This window comes from Chitinophaga sp. W3I9, assembly GCF_050434025.1.
GTDB lineage: Bacteria > Bacteroidota > Bacteroidia > Chitinophagales > Chitinophagaceae > Chitinophaga.
On record NZ_JBNPWC010000001.1, the window covers coordinates 1,159,207 to 1,176,814 of the forward strand.

Here is a 17,608-nt window from a genome sequence, read left to right on the forward strand (position 1 = left end):
TATGCAGGGCTTTATTAATTTAGGCAGCGTCATAGAATGATTATTTGCCGGAAATGAGCCATAGTGGCAAGTTTAACAGCATTTTAACGGCCCATTCACATAGTGATAAGTTTTATTTGACCAGAGAATGTTTATTTTAGCACACCTGAAAAATTATTAGCATGGAAAATACATCGTCCGACATCCGGCAACTGAATGAGAAGATTCACCAGGCAAGCGCCTTCGTGGACCTGCTCACAATGGAGTTAGGTAAAGTAATTGTTGGCCAGCGTTATATGGTGGAGAGACTGCTCATCGGTTTGCTGGCCCAGGGCCACGTACTGCTGGAAGGCGTACCCGGTCTGGCAAAAACATTGTCTATCAAGTCCCTGTCCTCCGCTATCAACGCGAAATTCAGCCGTATCCAGTTTACGCCTGACCTGTTGCCTGCGGATGTGATAGGTACCATGATCTATAACCAGCAAAAGAATGAATTTGTAGTACGCAGAGGCCCCATCTTCGCCAACTTTATCCTGGCGGATGAAATCAACCGTGCCCCGGCAAAAGTACAGAGCGCCCTGCTGGAAGCCATGCAGGAAAGACAGATCACCATCGGCGATACTACCTTCAAACTGGACGAGCCCTTCCTGGTACTGGCTACCCAGAACCCGATTGAGCAGGAAGGTACTTACACCCTGCCCGAAGCACAGGTAGACCGTTTCATGCTCAAAGTGGTGATTGGCTATCCTACCAAGGAAGAAGAAAAACAGATCATCCGTCAAAACCTGAACCCGGAACTCTCGGCTCCCATCCGTCCCATTATCCAGCCTTCCGATATCCTCGAAGCGCGTAAACTGGTAAGGGAAGTGTATATGGATGAGAAGATCGAAAAATATATCCTCGATATCGTTTTTGCCACCCGTAATCCGGAAGAATATAAACTCAATAAACTGAAACCGCTCATCGCATACGGCGGTTCGCCAAGAGCCAGCATCAACCTGGCCTGGGCTGCCAAAGCCTACGCTTTCATGAAGCGTCGCGGCTATGTGATCCCGGAAGATGTACGTAATATATGCTTCGACGTTATGCGTCACCGCGTAGGTTTAACCTATGAAGCAGAAGCAGAAAACGTTACCAGCGAAAATATCCTGAGTGAAATACTGAACGCAGTAGAAGTACCATAGCAGCCAAAAGCTGCCGGACCGGGCATTTATTCGTAATTCACAACTCAAAATTTTTCCCATTGGATACGGCTGAAATATTAAAAAAGGTAAGGCAGATAGAGATTAAGACGAAAGGGCTTACCAACCATATATTTGCGGGGGAATACCATAGCGCCTTCAAAGGCCGGGGTATGTCGTTCAGCGAAGTAAGGGACTATCAGTTTGGTGATGATGTGAGATCTATCGACTGGAATGTAACAGCACGGTTCAACCATCCTTTCGTAAAGGTTTTTGAAGAAGAAAGAGAACTTACCGTGATGCTGCTGGTGGATATGAGCGAAAGCTCATCCTTCGGCACCAAAAAGCAGGATAAACGTGACCTGATCACGGAACTGTGCGCTGTACTCGCTTTTTCTGCCATCAAAAATAATGATAAGGTGGGCGTTATCTTTTTCAGCGATGGGATGGAGAAATATATCCCTCCTAAAAAAGGTAAATCACATATTCTTTTCATCATCCGTGAACTACTATCATTTACGCCTAAACGAAAAGGAACTAACATAAAAGAAACCCTGCGTTTCTTTAACAATGCTACCAAAAAACGCAGCATCGTTTTTATGCTAAGCGATTTCTTATCCGGAAATTACCAGGATGCGCTGAACATCGCCGCAAAACGGCATGATGTAGTAGGAGTGCAGGTATATGACCAGCGGGATAAAGACCTGCCACCGGTAGGACTGATCCAGGTAGCAGACGCTGAAACGGGCGCTACGCAATGGGTTGATACCAACGACCGCCGCGTACGCCAGTATTATGAACAGCAATTCCTGCAGCATTCACAATATTGCAAAAATGCGTTTATGAAAAGTGGCGCAGAATTAGTGAGCGTACGTACCGACGAGGACTATGTGAAAGCGTTACAAACATTTTTCCTGAACAGGGCATAAGATTTAAAGGAGAGCAAATTAAACATGTATAAACAACAAGTGATAAGGCGTCTGTTTTTATGTTGCATACTGGGGTTGTTATTTCCTTTCTCCCTGCTGGCACAGCAGGCCGTGGATGTAACCGCCAAAGCAGATACCAATAGTATCAGGATCGGTGAGCAGATAAAACTGCAGCTTACCGCTACGCTGACAGCGCAACAGTTTAAGGACGCTAACTTTAAAGTGCTCTTCCCGGTATTACCCGATTCACTGGATCATTTTGAGGTGGTAACCCGCTCCAATCTTGATACCATGGTAAACCAGGATCAGCGCATCCTTCATCAGACGTTTACCCTTACCAGTTTCGACTCCGGCCATTGGGAAATTCCTCCCATGCGTTTTGAAGTTTTCAGCGGCGCCAATGCTGCCCCCGATTCTGCCGTTACATTGCCTATCGGTATTGATGTAAACACCGTAGCAGTAGATACCACTAAAGCATTCAAACCAATTAAAGAAATAAAAGGCGTAGCCTGGAGCATCTGGGACTACTGGCTGTATATCGTTATAGGCGCCGCAGCTGTGCTCATCATCGGCGGACTCATATGGTATCTCCGTACCCGTAAAAAAACGCCGCCGGTTATACAAACGCCTACCGTTTCCCCATACGAAATTGCAGTACAGGAGCTGAAAGCGCTGAAGGAAGAAAAGGTATGGCAACAGGGCGATATTAAACAATACTATACCCGGTTAACGGATATCCTGCGTACCTACTTTGAGCATCAGTTCAGCATTGCTGCGCTGGAGCAAACCAGTGAGGAATTACTGCAGAATATCAAGCCGGTGACTAAGCTGAACCAGCAAAGGGACAAACTGCGTTCGCTGTTGGCGATTGCGGATCTGGCAAAGTTTGCCAAATTGCAACCAACAGCAGATGAACATGAAGAATGTATGCGGAAGGCCGAAGAAATCCTGGAGTGGACCAAACCAAAAGCGGGTCCGGCTGAGGAAACCGGTACCGATGCTACCCTGGAAAAAGCATAAAGTCAGCATGGATCTTAATTAAAAATTGATGGATTTTTCAACCTGGAAAAATATTGAATTTGCCTACCCGGTTTTCCTGTGGCTTCTGCTGCTGGTACCGGTGTTGATATACTGGTACTTTGCGCGGCGCAGAGGCAGGCAAAGTGTAATGATGGTATCTTCCATTGAAGGTTTGAAAGGACTGCCGGTATCCTGGAAAGTGCGTTTCAGACCCCTGTTACTGGTGTTGCGTATCCTGGCGGTAATTGCACTCATTGTAGCGCTGGCAAGACCACAAACTTCCAACACTTCTGAAAGTATCGACAGTGAAGGCATCGACATTGTAATGGCTATCGACATCTCCGGCAGTATGCTGGCGGAAGATCTGCAGCCCAACCGTATGGAGGCAGCGAAAAAAGTGGCCTCCGATTTCGTGGATAAACGCATCAGCGATCGTATAGGACTGGTGGTGTTTTCCGGGGAAAGTTTTACACAATGTCCTATCACTACAGATCATGCAGTGCTGAAAAACCAGATCATGCAGGTGAAAAGCGGCATGTTGCAGGATGGTACCGCCATCGGTATGGGACTCGCTACTTCAGTAGACCGCTTGCGTAACAGTCATGCTAAAAGTAAAGTGATCATCCTCCTCACAGATGGGGTGAATAATACCGGTCTCGTAGATCCGCTCACCGCACTGGAAATTGCCAAGGCATTTAAGATCCGTGTGTACACCATTGGTGTGGGTACTATTGGTAAAGCGCCGTTTCCCATGCCCATGTCTGATGGCAGCGTGCAAATGGTGATGCAGGATGTGCAGATCGACGAACCACTGATGAAAAAGATTTCAAAAGAGACCGGTGGTAAATACTTCCGGGCCACCAATACAAACGATCTGAAGAGCATCTACAGTGAAATTGACCAGCTGGAAAAAACAAAGGTGGAAATCACTTCCTATAAACGTTTTGCAGAACACTTCTTCCTGCTGGCGATGGTCGCCTTAGGCTGCATCCTGCTGGAAACCGTGTTGCGGTATACGCTTTTCAAGAGCCTGCCGTAGAGCGCCTTCGGCGCTGTAAATTGTCTTGGAGCGCTGATTACGCTGATTAACCATGATTACACTGATTCGATTATGTTTTGATTTTATTTTTTTGATTTTATAAAGATTTAAGGGAGATAAGAGCGAATATACCCGCTTCTATCTCCCTTAAATCTTTATAAAATCAAAAAAGTAAAAATCAAGCTAATCAGTAAAATCAGCGTAATCAGCGCTCCAAGACAATTTACAGCGCCGAAGGCGCTCCCCCATAAAACAAAATTCGCTTACCTTTGAGGATCTTATGCAAGCAACAGTATATAAATCAACGGGAAGCTGGTATGTGGTTAAAACGGCCACTGGTGAAACATTCCAGGCGAGGATGAAAGGTATCTTCAAAAAGAATGAAGATATTACTTCTACTAATCCTATCGCTGTGGGCGACGTAGTGGAAATTGTGGAAGATGACAGTGATGCCAACGCCAAAAATGCCATGATAACGGAAATAGGCCCCCGGAAGAATTATATAGTGCGCAGTTCCCCTCATGGTAAAAATAAAAAACATATTGTAGCGGCTAATATGGATCAGGCGATGCTGGTGTGTACCGTAAAGGAACCACGCACTTCGCAGGGCTTTATGGATCGTTTCCTGGTTACGGCAGCAGCTTATCATATCCCGGTGATACTTGTTTTCAACAAGCAGGATATTTATAAAGAGAAGGAAAACGAAAAATTTGAGGAACTGGAAGAGCTGTACAGCAGTATCGGCTACCAGGTATTACTGATCTCTGCAGCGAACGGCAACGGGGTAGATACGGTAAGGGCGCAGTTGAAAGACAAAACCACCTTAATGGCGGGGCATTCCGGGGTGGGTAAATCTTCCCTGATCAATGTACTGATGCCCGGTCTCGATCTGCGGACCAAAGCAGTGAGCGGCTGGAGTGGCAAGGGATTGCACACTACTACTTCTGCTGAAATGTACGACCTGCCTTTTGGCGGTTGTTTGATAGATACCCCCGGCGTCAGGGAATTTGGGATCGTGGATATTCCAAAGCCGGAACTCTCCCACTATTTCCTTGAAATGCAACCTTATATTGCCCAATGCCAGTTTAATAACTGTTTGCATATCAATGAGCCCGGTTGTGCGGTGAAAGTAGCCGTAGAGGAAGGGCATATTGATGTAGACAGGTATGTGAGCTATGCTACCATCCTGGAAACCATTGAGGAAGAACAATACTGATCAGCCTTTTCTGGGTTTGCCTAATTCGTCCAGCACTTTTTCTGCCCCCCAGTTCCGTTTGGGTTGCGGGCAGCCTTTTTTTTGTGTTCTGCAGGCAGTAAAGCACATGATAATGGCCACCAGGGCCAGTGGGATGACTTTGCGCATAGGATAGGTTTAAAACAGCCGCATTTGTTTGCCAGCCTTACGGTTTTGTTGCTTTATATCTTTGGTGTAGTAGTTGGAAGCAGGGCATCCTGTTTTCTGCGATGAACAGCTGGCAAACAGGATGCTTCCCAATGTCAGCAGGCATATGAGTATTTTCATAGGACGGTATTTGCCTGCAATATAACATTTTTTTGTAAGATGACTACTGAGGCACTTTTACTTCCTCTGCGTTCTGGTACCAGGAAGCGTACATGCTGTAGTTTTTTGAAATACGGTTGATTTCCCCCGCTGATGAGGGCCATATCAATATCTTTTACTTTGCGGGCGGGTACACCGGCATAAATGGTACCTGGTTCCACATGCGTGTCGCTCAGTACAACGGCGCCGGCAGCAATGATGCTGTTGCTGCTTACACGGGCATTGTCCATAACAATGGCGCCCATGCCTACCAGCACGTTATCCTCAATGGTACAGCCATGCAGAATGGCATTATGGCCTATAGACACATTATTGCCTACAATCGTTTTGGTTTTCTGATAAGTACAATGAATCACTGCACCATCCTGTACGTTCACATTTTCGCCGAGGCGGATGCTGTTTACATCGCCGCGAACAACAGCGTTGAACCATATCGTGCAACCTTTACCCATTACTACATCCCCTACTATGGTAGCATTGGGGGCAATGTAACAGTCTTCAGGAATTTGAGGAGTAACTCCGTTCAGTGGAATAATGTGCGCCATAATTAAATGTTTTAGTGCTTATGTTACAAATATAACAATTACTAATTAGCAGTTGTTTTCTAACTTCGCAAAGAACAGAGCAGTTAGTGATATGAATAACAGGCAACTTTTTTTGCAGCACGTAGCGCAAACCTCCGATGCTCCTCTGGCATTGGAGATCGTGAAAGCGGAAGGCATGTATATGTGGGATGTAAACGGGAAAAGGTATCTCGACCTGATTGCCGGTATCAGTGTATGTAACGTAGGACATTGCCATCCTGCTGTAGTAAAGGCCATACAGGAACAGGCGCAGCAATATATGCACCTGCTGGTGTATGGTGAGTTTGTACAATCGCCGCAGGTGGCCTTTGCCAGCCTGCTCACCCAGCATCTTCCGGAACAGTTAAACTGTGTATATTTTACCAATTCAGGAGCCGAAGCCGTGGAAGGCGCCATGAAACTGGCCAAACGGTATACCGGCCGGACGGAAATTGCTGCTTTTAACCGTAGTTATCATGGATCTACACAAGGAGCGCTGAGCATCCTTGGCGATGAATACTGGCGCAACGCTTACCGGCCTTTGTTGCCGGGTATACAACACCTGGAGTATAATAACTTTGCATCGCTGGAGCTGATCACCGGAAACACCGCCGCCGTGATCGCAGAAAGTGTGCAGGCGGAAGGCGGCGTAATAGTGCCACAACGGGAATGGCTACACGCGCTGCGCGAAAAATGTTCGGCTACCGGCGCCTTGCTTATACTGGACGAAATTCAGTGTGGTTTTGGGAGAAACGGTACGCTGTGGGCTTTCGAACAATTTGGTATTGTACCCGATGTATTACTGCTTGGTAAAGCTCTCGGCGGGGGCATGCCATTAGGCGCTTTCATCGCCTCCCGCGACATCATGTGGACATTGACCAACAGCCCTGTATTAGGCCATATCACTACGTTTGGAGGCCACCCTGTAAATTGCGCCGCAGGCCGTGCAGGCTTCCAGGCATTGCTGGACCAGGATCTGTTGAAAGAAGTGAATGCAAAAGGTCAGTTGTTCCTGGAACACCTGAAACATCCGGCTATTAAATCGGTACGCTCATTAGGATTGATGATCGCAGTAGAATTTGAAAATTTCCCGGTAAATAAAAAGGTAATTGATTATTGCATTGATAAAGGTGTGCTCACCGACTGGTTCCTCTTTGCCGCAGAATGTATGCGCATCGTGCCTCCCCTGATCATTACGCCCGAAGAAATAAAATGGGCCTGCAGCATTATCTGCGAAGCAGCCGATCATGTTTAATGACAGTTTAATTCAGGAATTCAACCGGCTTAAAGATAGGGTAACGCGTTTGGCAAACAGCTCTATCGCATCGTTGCCGAGGAAAGATAGATAGTAATAGTATTTGCCTTGTGCCGTTATTTCGTGAAGGTTGTTATTGAACTTGAATTGTCCCCGGTAGAAGCTTGTCAGCGAGGTACTGCCGCTGCTTTTTTCAGGCAGGATGGTGAAGCACGTTATCGTAGTTTGATGAAACTCAAGAATGATTTTATAATCATCATTAATAAACCTCAGCTGCAATTTTTTCTCTGCTCCATCCAATTGCATTTTGATACATTGATAGTCATTTTCCAGGTCGTACGAGCTGCCGTCTATTTCTCCCCGCAGGATGCATTCAAACAGCGGGGTATGTGTTACATCTTTCATGAGCAGCAGGTTAAAACTGTAATTTGAAGCTACCGAATACGCCAAAACGCTTGTTGGCAGGTTCTCCCGGTGTCACATCCGGTGTTACTCTCCATATAAAATCTACCCGCAGGAATTTAAAAATATTTTCTATGCCCGTACCCAGTTCGAGGTAAGGATTACCTTGTAATGTTTTGAATGCAAAGCCGTTGTTGAGATTCAGTTGTTTGTTGGATTCCGATAAGGAACCTATTACGCCTTTGGCGGTCCAGAATTGGCGCCATTTCAGTTTCTTAATCAGTGGGATATAACCGAAGATACCGTTACCAATGGTATGCTCCACGTTAAAGCCTGCATATTGATCACTGATGAATTCAAAGCGGTTCATCATGTTGAAAGCATACTTATTATAGTAGTAAATTTCGTTACCGGGATGCACTTCAAGCGAAGTATAAGGTACTGTACCAAAAATTTTACCGCCAAAAACATTATAGTAAAAAGAGCCGAAAGGTGGCAGTTTTACATAATCTGATACGCTGAGTGAAAGGCGTTGATATTTTTGTCCGCTGTTGGCTACACCTGGTATACCGGCAGCAAATTTCAGTTCTGCAATCGGATATTTGCTACCCAGGCTGATCCGGTAATAATTCCCTTCCAGGAATTGTTCATGGAAGGCATATCGGAATTTCAGTTCTACTTCCATGCTGGTCAGCGGATCGCGGCCATCGGGCGCTTTCGGATAAAAAGCAGCGGTTGGAAGCGGTTCGAATGGTCTTACCTGTTTGTGTGTGAGCGATATCTGGTGGGAAAAACCGCTGTAGTATTCTTTGAAGAATTCAAACCGTTTTTCATTCACCATTAAGAATTTCTGCGGTACGCCATTTTTCCGGATGGCAAGAGTAAAGATGTTATCCGTACCTACTTCATCATAGTAGTGGGTGCCATTGTCCAGATCTTTTGTGAAAGATGCATACAGATAGGTACGCGGATGTCTTTTCAGCAGCCATAGCGCCGACATTTTCCCCTTGTATACATGATCCGTGAAGCCATAGGCCAGGTAGCCATACAGGTACAGATCTTTATTGAACTGCGGGGTAGTACCGAGGTCCAGTCGTAAACGGAAACCTTCCAGCCTGTTTTGGGAAAACAGGTAATAGTAAGGTCCCCATTCAATAGGGCCAAAGGGTTTATAGCCGGTAGCGAGGAACCGGATTGTATTTGAATAGCTCCGGAAAAGCGGCATTTTCTGAAGGGTATCCACCATTTTGTAGATGCCTTCTTCATTTTTGCTGAGATTTTCCGGGCGGTTATCCATCCAGAAGGAATCCTTCCGCGCTCTTGCGCTATCCAGCACCATTACATTTTCCGGATATTTTTTATCACTGAAGATGTTGGTAGCAGCGGTATCATTCGTAATTACGTCATCATAAGTCGTGGTTTTACGGCCTATGAAGTCAAACGTTTTCCCCGGCTTAGGGCTTGGCGCCCAGAAGTCGGCAATAAATTTATCTTTATACAGGAACCAGGAGCTATCGGGTAATTGCCGGAATTCCTGTACCATACTGATTTTGCGGACGAAATTGATGTTGGCGTCCCGGGGTACCGACAGCGTAGTTTTTTGTACGGCGTAAGTGGTATCATGTACCCAGATATCACCAATAAAAGTATTTTCTCCTTTGCGTTTAGGCGTGAAGTTTAGTTTAATAAACCGCTGGCTGTTGACGTATTGTGTATCTGCAATGGAGTAATCGTAGTAGAAGGCGCCGTTGTGGTGAATGGGACTTACAAACAGTTTATCGAATACCGGGATGAAGTTATCGTATACATTTACATTCTGGTACATCCCTCCCAGGAATTTGGTCACGCTTTCATTATCTATTCCCGACGTTCGGGCGGCCTTGATGATTTCTTTTGTTTTGCGGGGGCTCGACTGGAAATAATAATCCGATAATGTTTCCGTGAGGAAAATGGGTAGGAAAGGTTTGTCTTCCGAAGTACTGTCTATGTTATCAAGAATAAACGCAAACGGTTTGGTGAAGCGGTTTTTCCCGAGTTTCTCTTTGTTGAGATTCTTCATGTCCAGCTCCAGCTTATTATATACCTCGTATTTGTAGTTATCGAGGCGATTATAATTATTCTCCGGTTTATGTTTAACGATTTGTTTCAGGAGAATGAGTGCCCAGTTGACGTTGGCTTTCACCTCGTATGTTTTCAGGGAAACATCTGAGCGGGTTACCTCAAAGTTGATGACCTGTTCTTTCTGATCTTTGTTAACCGGCAATTTAAGGATGTTATATCCCATTACCCTGACCAGCAATGAATCTGATGGGATAACATTTAGTTCGAAGAGGTATTTCCCTTCCGCGTTGCTAACCATACCTGTTTGGGTACGCACAAACTGAAGAGTGGCGAACGGAATGATTTCCTGTGAGTGCGCGTCTCTAACCACTCCACTAACCTTGTACTGCTGCGCCATCAAACCCGAACCCCAGCCGCTTACGCCGATGATTATTGCTAATATTCTTTTCCAGCCAACCATATCTGACAACAATATTATATCATTTATTGCGATTCTGGACAGTCAGTATCCTATAGGTAACGCAGTTATAACAAAAAATTATATTTTGTGATTCGGATTTTTCTATTAGCTTTGTATTGCAAAGTACTTTTTTGTATGACAGACCAACAACATCTGCAGGCATTAACAGACATTAAGCGAATGATGGAACGCAGCAGCCGTTTCATTTCGCTGAGTGGATTAAGCGGTATCTCCGCCGGTATCTGTGGCCTGATCGGCGCATTTATTGCCAATATGTGGCTGAATGAATATTATTTCAGGTGGAACACTACCGGTGTACATAGTCATTCAGATTTCATAGTGCTGAAGTACCGGTTAATTGTTTTGGGATTTTCTGTGTTAGCGGCAGCGCTTATCGCCGGAACTTTTTTTACCTGGCGCAAGGCGAAGAAAAATAATTTACCGATCTGGGACTTAACGTCGCGGAAAGTGCTGATCAACACAGCGATTCCTTTGGCGGCGGGCGGCGCTTTTATAGCCGGGTTATTATTTAACCACCTGGAAGGACTGATAGCCCCTACCTGCCTGGTATTTTATGGGTTGGCTATCATCAATGCCAGTAAATATACCTTGCCCGATGTGAGGTACCTGGGAATCTGTGAAGTTGTTCTCGGTATACTTAATCTTTTCTATTTGAACGATGGTCTTTATTTTTGGGCTATAGGTTTTGGTTTACTGCACATCATTTATGGAGCGCTGATGTGGTGGAAATATGAACGGAAAGGGACAGTTTAATCAATCGCATGAACCCGATAGGTAACTTAAATAAGATTTTCGAGAGCCGTATACGCCTGGGCGTTATGAGTGTATTGATGGTGAACGAGGAAGTAAATTTCAACGATCTCAAACAGATGCTGGAAGTAACCGATGGTAACCTGGCATCGCATCTCAATACACTCGAAGAGAACGGGTATCTCAAAGTGCATAAGGGCTTTATTGGCAGGAAAACCAATACTACCTATGCCATTACCGCGGCTGGCGAAAAAGCTTTCAAAGGCCATATCGCGGCGCTTGAGCATATGATCAAATTCACTAAATAAATTTTTTTTGTCTTTTTACTTTGAAATACAAAGTACTTTTAAAAATAAAAAATATGGAACCTTCAACAAACGGATCTCCTTCTTTCTTCGACCGCTACGCCTACGCTATTAAAGCGATCATCATCTCAGTATTGACGCTGGTACTGCTCGTACCAGCGGCGATGATTCAAAACATTATCTGGGAACGCCGCGACCGGCAAAATGAAGCCACCCAGGAAATCAGCAGCCGCTGGGGAGGCGAACAAAATATTACAGGACCGGTGCTGGCCATTCCGTATAAAGCCGGAACCGATGAAGCAACCTATGTGTACCTCCTGCCGGATAGTTTACGGATCAACGGAGAGTTATTGCCCGAGAAACTGCACCGCGGTATTTTCAATGTAGCCGTGTACAACGCCAGGTTACAGCTGAGCGGCACTTTTAACCGCAATGAACTGTTGTCGCTTAATATCCCTCCTTCCGCCTTAGATTGGGAACATGCGTCAGTACTCATTGGCATCAGCGATTTGCGGGGCATTGGCAACCAGGTGCAGATGATGTGGAATGGTAAATCCTATTTATTTAACCCCGGTTTGGTCAGCAAGGACCTGTTTGATAATGGTATCCAAACCCCGGTATCGGTTGTCCCCGGCGACGCCGGCGCCCTGGGCGGTAGCTTCTCCCTGGAGCTGGGCATAAAGGGCTCCGGACGGATCAGTTTTTCTCCCATTGGTAAAACAACCATGGTAGGCATCAATTCCAGCTGGACTGATCCCGCATTCGATGAAGCGTTCCCGCCGAAAACCCGCCGGGTGGACGATAAAGGCTTTGCCGCTACCTGGCAGATACAACACCTGAACCGCAACTATCCGCAAAGCTGGGAAGGCAAGAAATTTGACATCCATTCCGCTGATTTCGGGATTAAGTTATTCATGCCTGCCGAAAGCTACCAGATGTCTATGCGGGCGGTAAAGTATGCCGTCATGATCATTGGGTTAACTTTTTTTGTCTTTTATTTTATTGAGCTATCACAACGCCGCGCCCTTCATCCATTGCAATATGCCCTCATCGGGTTAGCCCTCTGTATTTTTTATACCCTGCTCATCTCTATTTCAGAACAAATTAACTTTACTATGGCTTATCTTATTGCCAGTGTGCTCACAATAGGTCTGATTATTGCATATACGGCTGCTGCCTTTAAAAGCGGCCGCATTGCAGCCGGCATCGGGGCTACGCTAGCCATCCTTTACGGATTCATTTACGTGATTATCAGTGCAGAAGATCAGGCACTGCTGATGGGAAGCTTAGGACTCTTTATCATCCTCGCCCTGATCATGTATTTCAGCACCACCATCAAATGGGATAAATTAGGACAGAAAAACACCAATATCCAGCAATAAAAACAAACATGGGAAACTCTTATATCAGCAAACGGTTGGCCAGCTTCGGATACGCATTCAGTGGTATTGCCGCTTTCCTGCGCAGTGAGCCACATGCGCGTATTCACGCCCTCGCTACCATCGTGGTGGTGGCAGCCGGTTGCTGGTATAAAATAGCAACGCCGGAATGGATTTGGATCATCCTCGCCATTACATTGGTGTGGATTACAGAAATGCTTAATACAGTTATCGAAAAAATAATGGATCATCTTTCGCCACAGCTGCATCCGAAAGTGAAGTTCATCAAGGATGTAGCGGCCGGCGCTGTACTGATAGCGGCTGTAGCAGCTGTTATTATCGGGGCTGTCGTATTTATTCCCTATATTTTAATTTGACTAAAAGTAACCATATGCAATTGATGAGAACCATTCGTTTATTACAACACCGTATAGGCCGGTCGCGGCACCAATACACCCTGTATACATCTGTACTGTTCAGTATGGCGTTGCTTCTTTGTCGTGTAGTTCATACCGGCAGCTATCTGCGGGTATCACTGATCTGGAACCTTTTTCTGGCCTTCATTCCTTTCGCTATCACCGGCTGGATGGAAAAGCACCCGGAACAAATCAAAAACCGGTATAACTGGTACGGCTGCTTTATAGTATGGCTGCTGTTTATTCCCAACGCCCCCTACATCCTTACGGACCTGTTCCATTTATTTGATGGCGGCGTGCCATTGTGGTTTGATCTGTTTGTGATTTTCTCTTTCGCCTGGAACGGCATGATGTTCGGGTATATGTCTATCCGCAGCATGGAGAAATTATGGAGCAACCGGCATAGCCGCTGGCCTGCATGGTTATTTACTTTCCCTGTAATGTTCCTATGCGGAATGGGCGTATATATTGGCCGGTATCTTCGCTATAACAGCTGGGATATTGTAAAAGACCCGCTTACGCTGCTGGGAGATATGAGGGACATTTTCCTGCATCCGGTGGAAAACCGGCATGCCTGGGCTTTTACCATCTGTATGGGAATATTCCTGAGCTTAATGTACCCGCTGGTGAAAAAGCAACACGCGTAGGATCGCCTTCGGCGATGAAATTGTCTTGGAGCACTGATTACGCTGATTATACTGATTAGCTTGATTTTTGTTTTTTAGGATTTTATAAATGAAGAAGGGAGATACAAGCAAAGTCGCTTATATCTCCCTTCTTCATTATAAAAATCATACTTGATCAATCAAAAAAATCAGTATAATCAGCGTAATCAGTGCTCCAAGACAATTTCATCGCCGAAGGCGATCCGTTTAAAAGTCGACGCCCATACCGAAGTACCAGATCGGACTGCCTCTGAAAAACGCTACAGCAGGCCAGCCTGCATCTGCGCGGAGGAAGTAGCCGGCAATGGTGGTGCGAGCACCAAAACCATAACCACCTACGAAAGGTCCGAGGAAGCCTTCTTTGATGCGGGTGGTTATACCCTGACCATCGTCATAAGTAGTATAATTGGCGTCTTTAAAGCTCAGCTTTTTATTCCAGGCGGTACCTATGTCAATGAAAGAGGTAACCTGGAAATTGCGCAGGAACGCAGAGTTGATCGGTTTGTCGATGAAAGTGGCAAACACCGGTAAACGGAGCTCTGTGTTCAGCAACATCACATTGTTACCATTCCTTGCATTCTGTTTGTAGCCGCGCAGGTTACCCGCAAGGGTCTGGAAAGCATAGTTTTCACTAAGGTTTACCGGAGTCCTGGTGTTGATCTGAGGGTTCAGCCAGTTGTCGATACCGCCCAGGTAATACAGCAGTTTACGTGTTCCCCACGACATATCCATTGCAAAACGTGTTGCCCAGATAAAGTTGCGGTAAATCTTTGTATAGTGACGGATATCTACTCCCATGTTATAGGTAAACCTGCCCTGGGCGCCGGCGGAAAGACCCGGATTGAATAACTCATTCAGTCCGCCATTGGTCAGCTGTGCATTGGTTTCTCCATAAATTTTATAACGGGTACCATTCCAGATATTAATAGCCGGGTTGATCGTATTGTCGTATACGTATTCCAGGCGCATTAAAGCATACGTTTCCTTGTAATCAGGCGCTATCAGTGATTCTTTGTTCTCTGACTGGACTACCAGTTTATCGGTACGTATACCTGCTGATAAACGGATACTCCTCACCTGGTCGAAAGGATACCTCATTTCGCCCTGGTAAATGTTGGTGATCATTTTGGTAGGAACAAAAGCGGAATCGTTACCAGACTGGTCACGGATGGCAAATCCACTGCTCTTATCCACTTTACGGTAGTAAGTGAATTTATAGTCGAAGCGTTTCTTCAGGTAATTGGCCGTAAAGAAGTATTCCGATCCCTGCAGGGAAGACGGAATACGGAAGCCGCCGTTGAATTTCAGATCTTCAAACAAATCGCTTACTCCAATGCGGATTAACCCGTTCACCGGGTCGGTAAGGCGGATAGGACCGCTGGGAGGACCGGTAAATGGCTGGTATTTATTTACCAGGATGGAGTTATCCAGTTGCAGGATCAGGTAATCGGAAGCGAATTTGAATTTATATGGGAACAGTTTCGATTTTTTAAGGATCGATTCATTTTCTTTCCTTTTTTCAAACAGCGCCGGTTCGTTGGCCGTATTAGCGTTGTTGCTGGTATCGGCCGGCTCATTCCCGAACTCGTTCTGGAAGAAATTAGGATGTGTGGAAGTATCTTTTGACGGCGCCAGGTAAGTAGGCAGGCCTAAACGTAAACTGTCGGCATGCATCTGGGCTTTCCTGAAATTGGTATTTTTTGCCGTTATATTCCTTTTTTTCAACACCACGGTATCTACTTTCAGCTTCATCAGCCGTTTGATATCCGCATACTGCACTACTTCCGATACTTCTCCCTTTTCACCGGTAATCCGTGATTCCTGGATACCGTAAGGATAGTTAGAAATAGGGAAAGTATAGGTAGAATCCTTGGTGATAGTGATTGCCTCTACTGAATCCGGGGCGGTAGAACCATAGGCGGCCATCGCTGAATCCAGTTCTTCCTGGTCGGGGTTATGGAGGATTTCAGAGCCTACATAAAAGAGGGAATCCACGCCATCTGCCTGCGACTTGAAGAAGCCGGCATAACGGTTACGGATACCGTTGGCATCAGAAACAAAGGTAAAGTGGGTGGTGTTATACTGCATGGGCAGTTTGGCATTGCCATACTGCAGGTCGGTCAGCTGGGTGATCTGCTTTTCAGAGCTCCTGTTCCAGTTATCCACCATAAAGATGTTGAAAGGATTGTTCAGCAGTGAAGTATCGCTGCCCCTTCCTTTTGGGCCGGGCCTGTTGGAAGAATAGAGAATACCGCTTTTGCCGGGGAATGCGGCAAAAGATGGATCCAGGTCATCGTACACGTCGTTGGTGATCTGGTCTGTTTTAGAGTTGCTGATGTTATAGGTAAAGATGTCGGTGTGTCCGTTTTTCACGGCAGACAGTAACAGGGTATTTTCCTGTACCGGCATGTATTTAAAGTCGATGATCCGGTCAAACTGGTTCAGTTCCTGGCGTATAGTCGTGCGGGTGATCAGGTCATAGATCATCAGTTTGGTTTTGCCTTCGTGCTCGTACACAACGGCCAGGCGGTTGCCTTTGGTGTTCCAGGCCATCTGCGGATAGTTTGGATCTACCTGGTTGGCCAGTTGCATTACACCGCTATGCAGCAATACTTTTGGCTTATTCCAGCCAAGTTGGATCTGTACGCGGTAAACTCCTTTTTTAAACTCAACTACTGCGTAGGAATTATTTTTAGGATTCGGGTTAAAGCGGTAGTAGTCGGCTTTCGGCGTAATTTCCTGGGCTACGATAGTACGGCCCTTGGCAGAAGTTTTCCTTCTGCGGTTATCTTCCTGGAATCTTTTCTGATAAAATACAAAGAAGTCTTTGGTAGCTTTCTTCGGCGTTTGGTTAAGCACCTGCTCAAAGCCTTTTTTCAATCCGCGGTTAATGCGGGTGATATACATGAGGTAAGGCACGGCATCTTTGCCGTACTTGCTTTCCACATAGTACCAGAACGCCTGGCCGGCTAAAAGGGGGTGGTCATATGCGAGGGAATTGAAGTTGCTGTATTTGCCGGACATGATGATGAGCTTCAGTTCTTCATCCTGCTTGGCGGTCCAGTTTTCGGCGGCATAGCCAATAAAGCCATCAGTGAACCATTTCGGAAAGTCGATCAGGGCAGCATTACCGGCAAATTCGCCGATATCTTCCCCAAACAGCAGCGTTTCCAGCATGATGCGGGCAATCCCCTGCCGGATCTGGCGGCGGAGGTTTTCATGGTTACCGTCGAAATAGACGATCATTTTGTTACCCACCAGTTTGGTCACTCCTCCTGTATTCTGCCAATCCACGCCAATACCGATATTGGACTGCTTCATTTCCCCGAAAGAGTTGTAAACCACAATATTAATACGCTGTCTGGGGTTGGATTCCATGAACTGTTCCAGCTGGGGTAATTCCTTTTCGGCTACCTGGGCCGCATACTTACCAAGTTCCAGCCCGTTCTGGGCGAAATAGGTGTTGAAATGCCGGCTTTGATAGTATCTCCACTTGAAGTTCTTGAACTGCACACGATTTTGTCCGAATTCTACTGTATTGGTCTGGGCCTGGGATACTATCGTTCCAAGTAATAGGGTACCGTGGAATAATAACCTGGTAATAAATCTGTTCATACAGAAA

At 45.9% G+C, this 17,608-nt stretch carries 17 protein-coding genes; 11 read left to right on the forward strand and 6 right to left on the reverse strand.

The window, feature by feature from the left end:
- The first annotated feature begins 161 nt into the window (after positions 1–161).
- The 5 genes from QFZ51_RS05050 (at position 162) to rsgA (ending at position 5,364) form a co-directional block, all read left to right on the forward strand.
- Positions 162–1,163: an AAA family ATPase gene (locus tag QFZ51_RS05050; protein WP_429043811.1), complete on the forward strand. Its 1,002-nt coding sequence runs from the start codon at positions 162–164 to the stop codon at positions 1,161–1,163.
- A 59-nt stretch (positions 1,164–1,222) separates the two neighbouring features.
- On the forward strand, positions 1,223–2,089 hold the full coding sequence (locus QFZ51_RS05055; RefSeq protein ID WP_429043813.1) for a DUF58 domain-containing protein: 867 nt from the start codon (positions 1,223–1,225) through the stop codon (positions 2,087–2,089).
- 24 nt (positions 2,090–2,113) lie between these two features.
- Positions 2,114–3,109, forward strand: coding sequence for a hypothetical protein (locus QFZ51_RS05060; protein WP_429043815.1), 996 nt, complete (start codon positions 2,114–2,116; stop codon positions 3,107–3,109).
- Positions 3,110–3,137: 28 nt separating this feature from the next.
- Complete coding sequence (locus tag QFZ51_RS05065) at positions 3,138–4,148, forward strand: vWA domain-containing protein (protein ID WP_429043817.1); 1,011 nt, start codon at positions 3,138–3,140, stop codon at positions 4,146–4,148.
- 280 nt (positions 4,149–4,428) lie between these two features.
- Entirely contained in the window at positions 4,429–5,364 is a 936-nt protein-coding gene (gene rsgA, locus QFZ51_RS05070) for a ribosome small subunit-dependent GTPase A (RefSeq protein WP_429043818.1), read from the forward strand.
- Here rsgA and QFZ51_RS05075 read toward each other — a convergent pair whose 3' ends face one another.
- The 3 genes from QFZ51_RS05075 to QFZ51_RS05085 are packed head-to-tail and all read right to left on the reverse strand — an operon-like array spanning position 5,365 to position 6,254.
- Complete coding sequence (locus QFZ51_RS05075) at positions 5,365–5,511, reverse strand: hypothetical protein (RefSeq protein WP_370909207.1); 147 nt, start codon at positions 5,509–5,511, stop codon at positions 5,365–5,367.
- A 9-nt stretch (positions 5,512–5,520) separates the two neighbouring features.
- The gene (locus tag QFZ51_RS05080; RefSeq protein WP_370909208.1) at positions 5,521–5,670 is read right to left on the reverse strand and encodes a hypothetical protein; all 150 of its coding nucleotides are present in this window, start codon (positions 5,668–5,670) and stop codon (positions 5,521–5,523) included.
- The gene (locus QFZ51_RS05085; RefSeq protein WP_429043821.1) at positions 5,667–6,254 is read right to left on the reverse strand and encodes a gamma carbonic anhydrase family protein; all 588 of its coding nucleotides are present in this window, start codon (positions 6,252–6,254) and stop codon (positions 5,667–5,669) included. The genes QFZ51_RS05080 and QFZ51_RS05085 overlap by 4 nt, the downstream gene beginning before the upstream one ends.
- 91 nt (positions 6,255–6,345) lie before the next feature.
- On the opposite strand from QFZ51_RS05085, the gene QFZ51_RS05090 reads away from it, so the two are divergent.
- Positions 6,346–7,527 carry an aspartate aminotransferase family protein gene (locus QFZ51_RS05090; RefSeq protein WP_429043823.1) on the forward strand — a complete coding sequence of 394 codons (1,182 nt, stop codon included), beginning with the start codon at positions 6,346–6,348 and terminating at the stop codon, positions 7,525–7,527.
- A 12-nt stretch (positions 7,528–7,539) separates the two neighbouring features.
- On the opposite strand, the gene QFZ51_RS05095 is transcribed toward QFZ51_RS05090, so the two are convergent.
- Together QFZ51_RS05095 and QFZ51_RS05100 are read right to left on the reverse strand one after the other, a co-directional pair.
- A complete protein-coding gene (locus QFZ51_RS05095; protein WP_429043825.1) occupies positions 7,540–7,932 on the reverse strand; it encodes a hypothetical protein in 393 nt (130 codons plus the stop codon).
- 10 nt (positions 7,933–7,942) lie between these two features.
- Complete coding sequence (locus QFZ51_RS05100) at positions 7,943–10,450, reverse strand: DUF5686 family protein (RefSeq protein ID WP_429043828.1); 2,508 nt, start codon at positions 10,448–10,450, stop codon at positions 7,943–7,945.
- Positions 10,451–10,585: 135 nt separating this feature from the next.
- On the opposite strand from QFZ51_RS05100, the gene QFZ51_RS05105 reads away from it, so the two are divergent.
- From QFZ51_RS05105 to QFZ51_RS05125, 5 genes are read left to right on the forward strand one after another with little or no spacing between them, the layout of a single operon-like run.
- Positions 10,586–11,224 (forward strand): hypothetical protein, encoded by a 639-nt coding sequence (locus QFZ51_RS05105; RefSeq protein ID WP_370909213.1) that lies wholly within the window; start codon positions 10,586–10,588, stop codon positions 11,222–11,224.
- A gap of 8 nt (positions 11,225–11,232) precedes the next feature.
- The gene (locus tag QFZ51_RS05110) at positions 11,233–11,529 is read left to right on the forward strand and encodes a winged helix-turn-helix domain-containing protein (protein WP_079469850.1); all 297 of its coding nucleotides are present in this window, start codon (positions 11,233–11,235) and stop codon (positions 11,527–11,529) included.
- Positions 11,530–11,582: 53 nt separating this feature from the next.
- Positions 11,583–12,908, forward strand: a complete 1,326-nt coding sequence (gene creD / locus QFZ51_RS05115; RefSeq protein WP_429043831.1) for a cell envelope integrity protein CreD — start codon at positions 11,583–11,585, stop codon at positions 12,906–12,908.
- Positions 12,909–12,916: 8 nt separating this feature from the next.
- Complete coding sequence (locus tag QFZ51_RS05120) at positions 12,917–13,282, forward strand: diacylglycerol kinase family protein (protein ID WP_429043833.1); 366 nt, start codon at positions 12,917–12,919, stop codon at positions 13,280–13,282.
- 14 nt (positions 13,283–13,296) lie between these two features.
- Complete coding sequence (locus QFZ51_RS05125; RefSeq protein WP_429043836.1) at positions 13,297–13,968, forward strand: DUF1361 domain-containing protein; 672 nt, start codon at positions 13,297–13,299, stop codon at positions 13,966–13,968.
- A 225-nt stretch (positions 13,969–14,193) separates the two neighbouring features.
- On the opposite strand, the gene QFZ51_RS05130 is transcribed toward QFZ51_RS05125, so the two are convergent.
- Complete coding sequence (locus tag QFZ51_RS05130) at positions 14,194–17,601, reverse strand: hypothetical protein (protein ID WP_429043837.1); 3,408 nt, start codon at positions 17,599–17,601, stop codon at positions 14,194–14,196.
- Between the last annotated feature and the right edge of the window lie 7 nt (positions 17,602–17,608).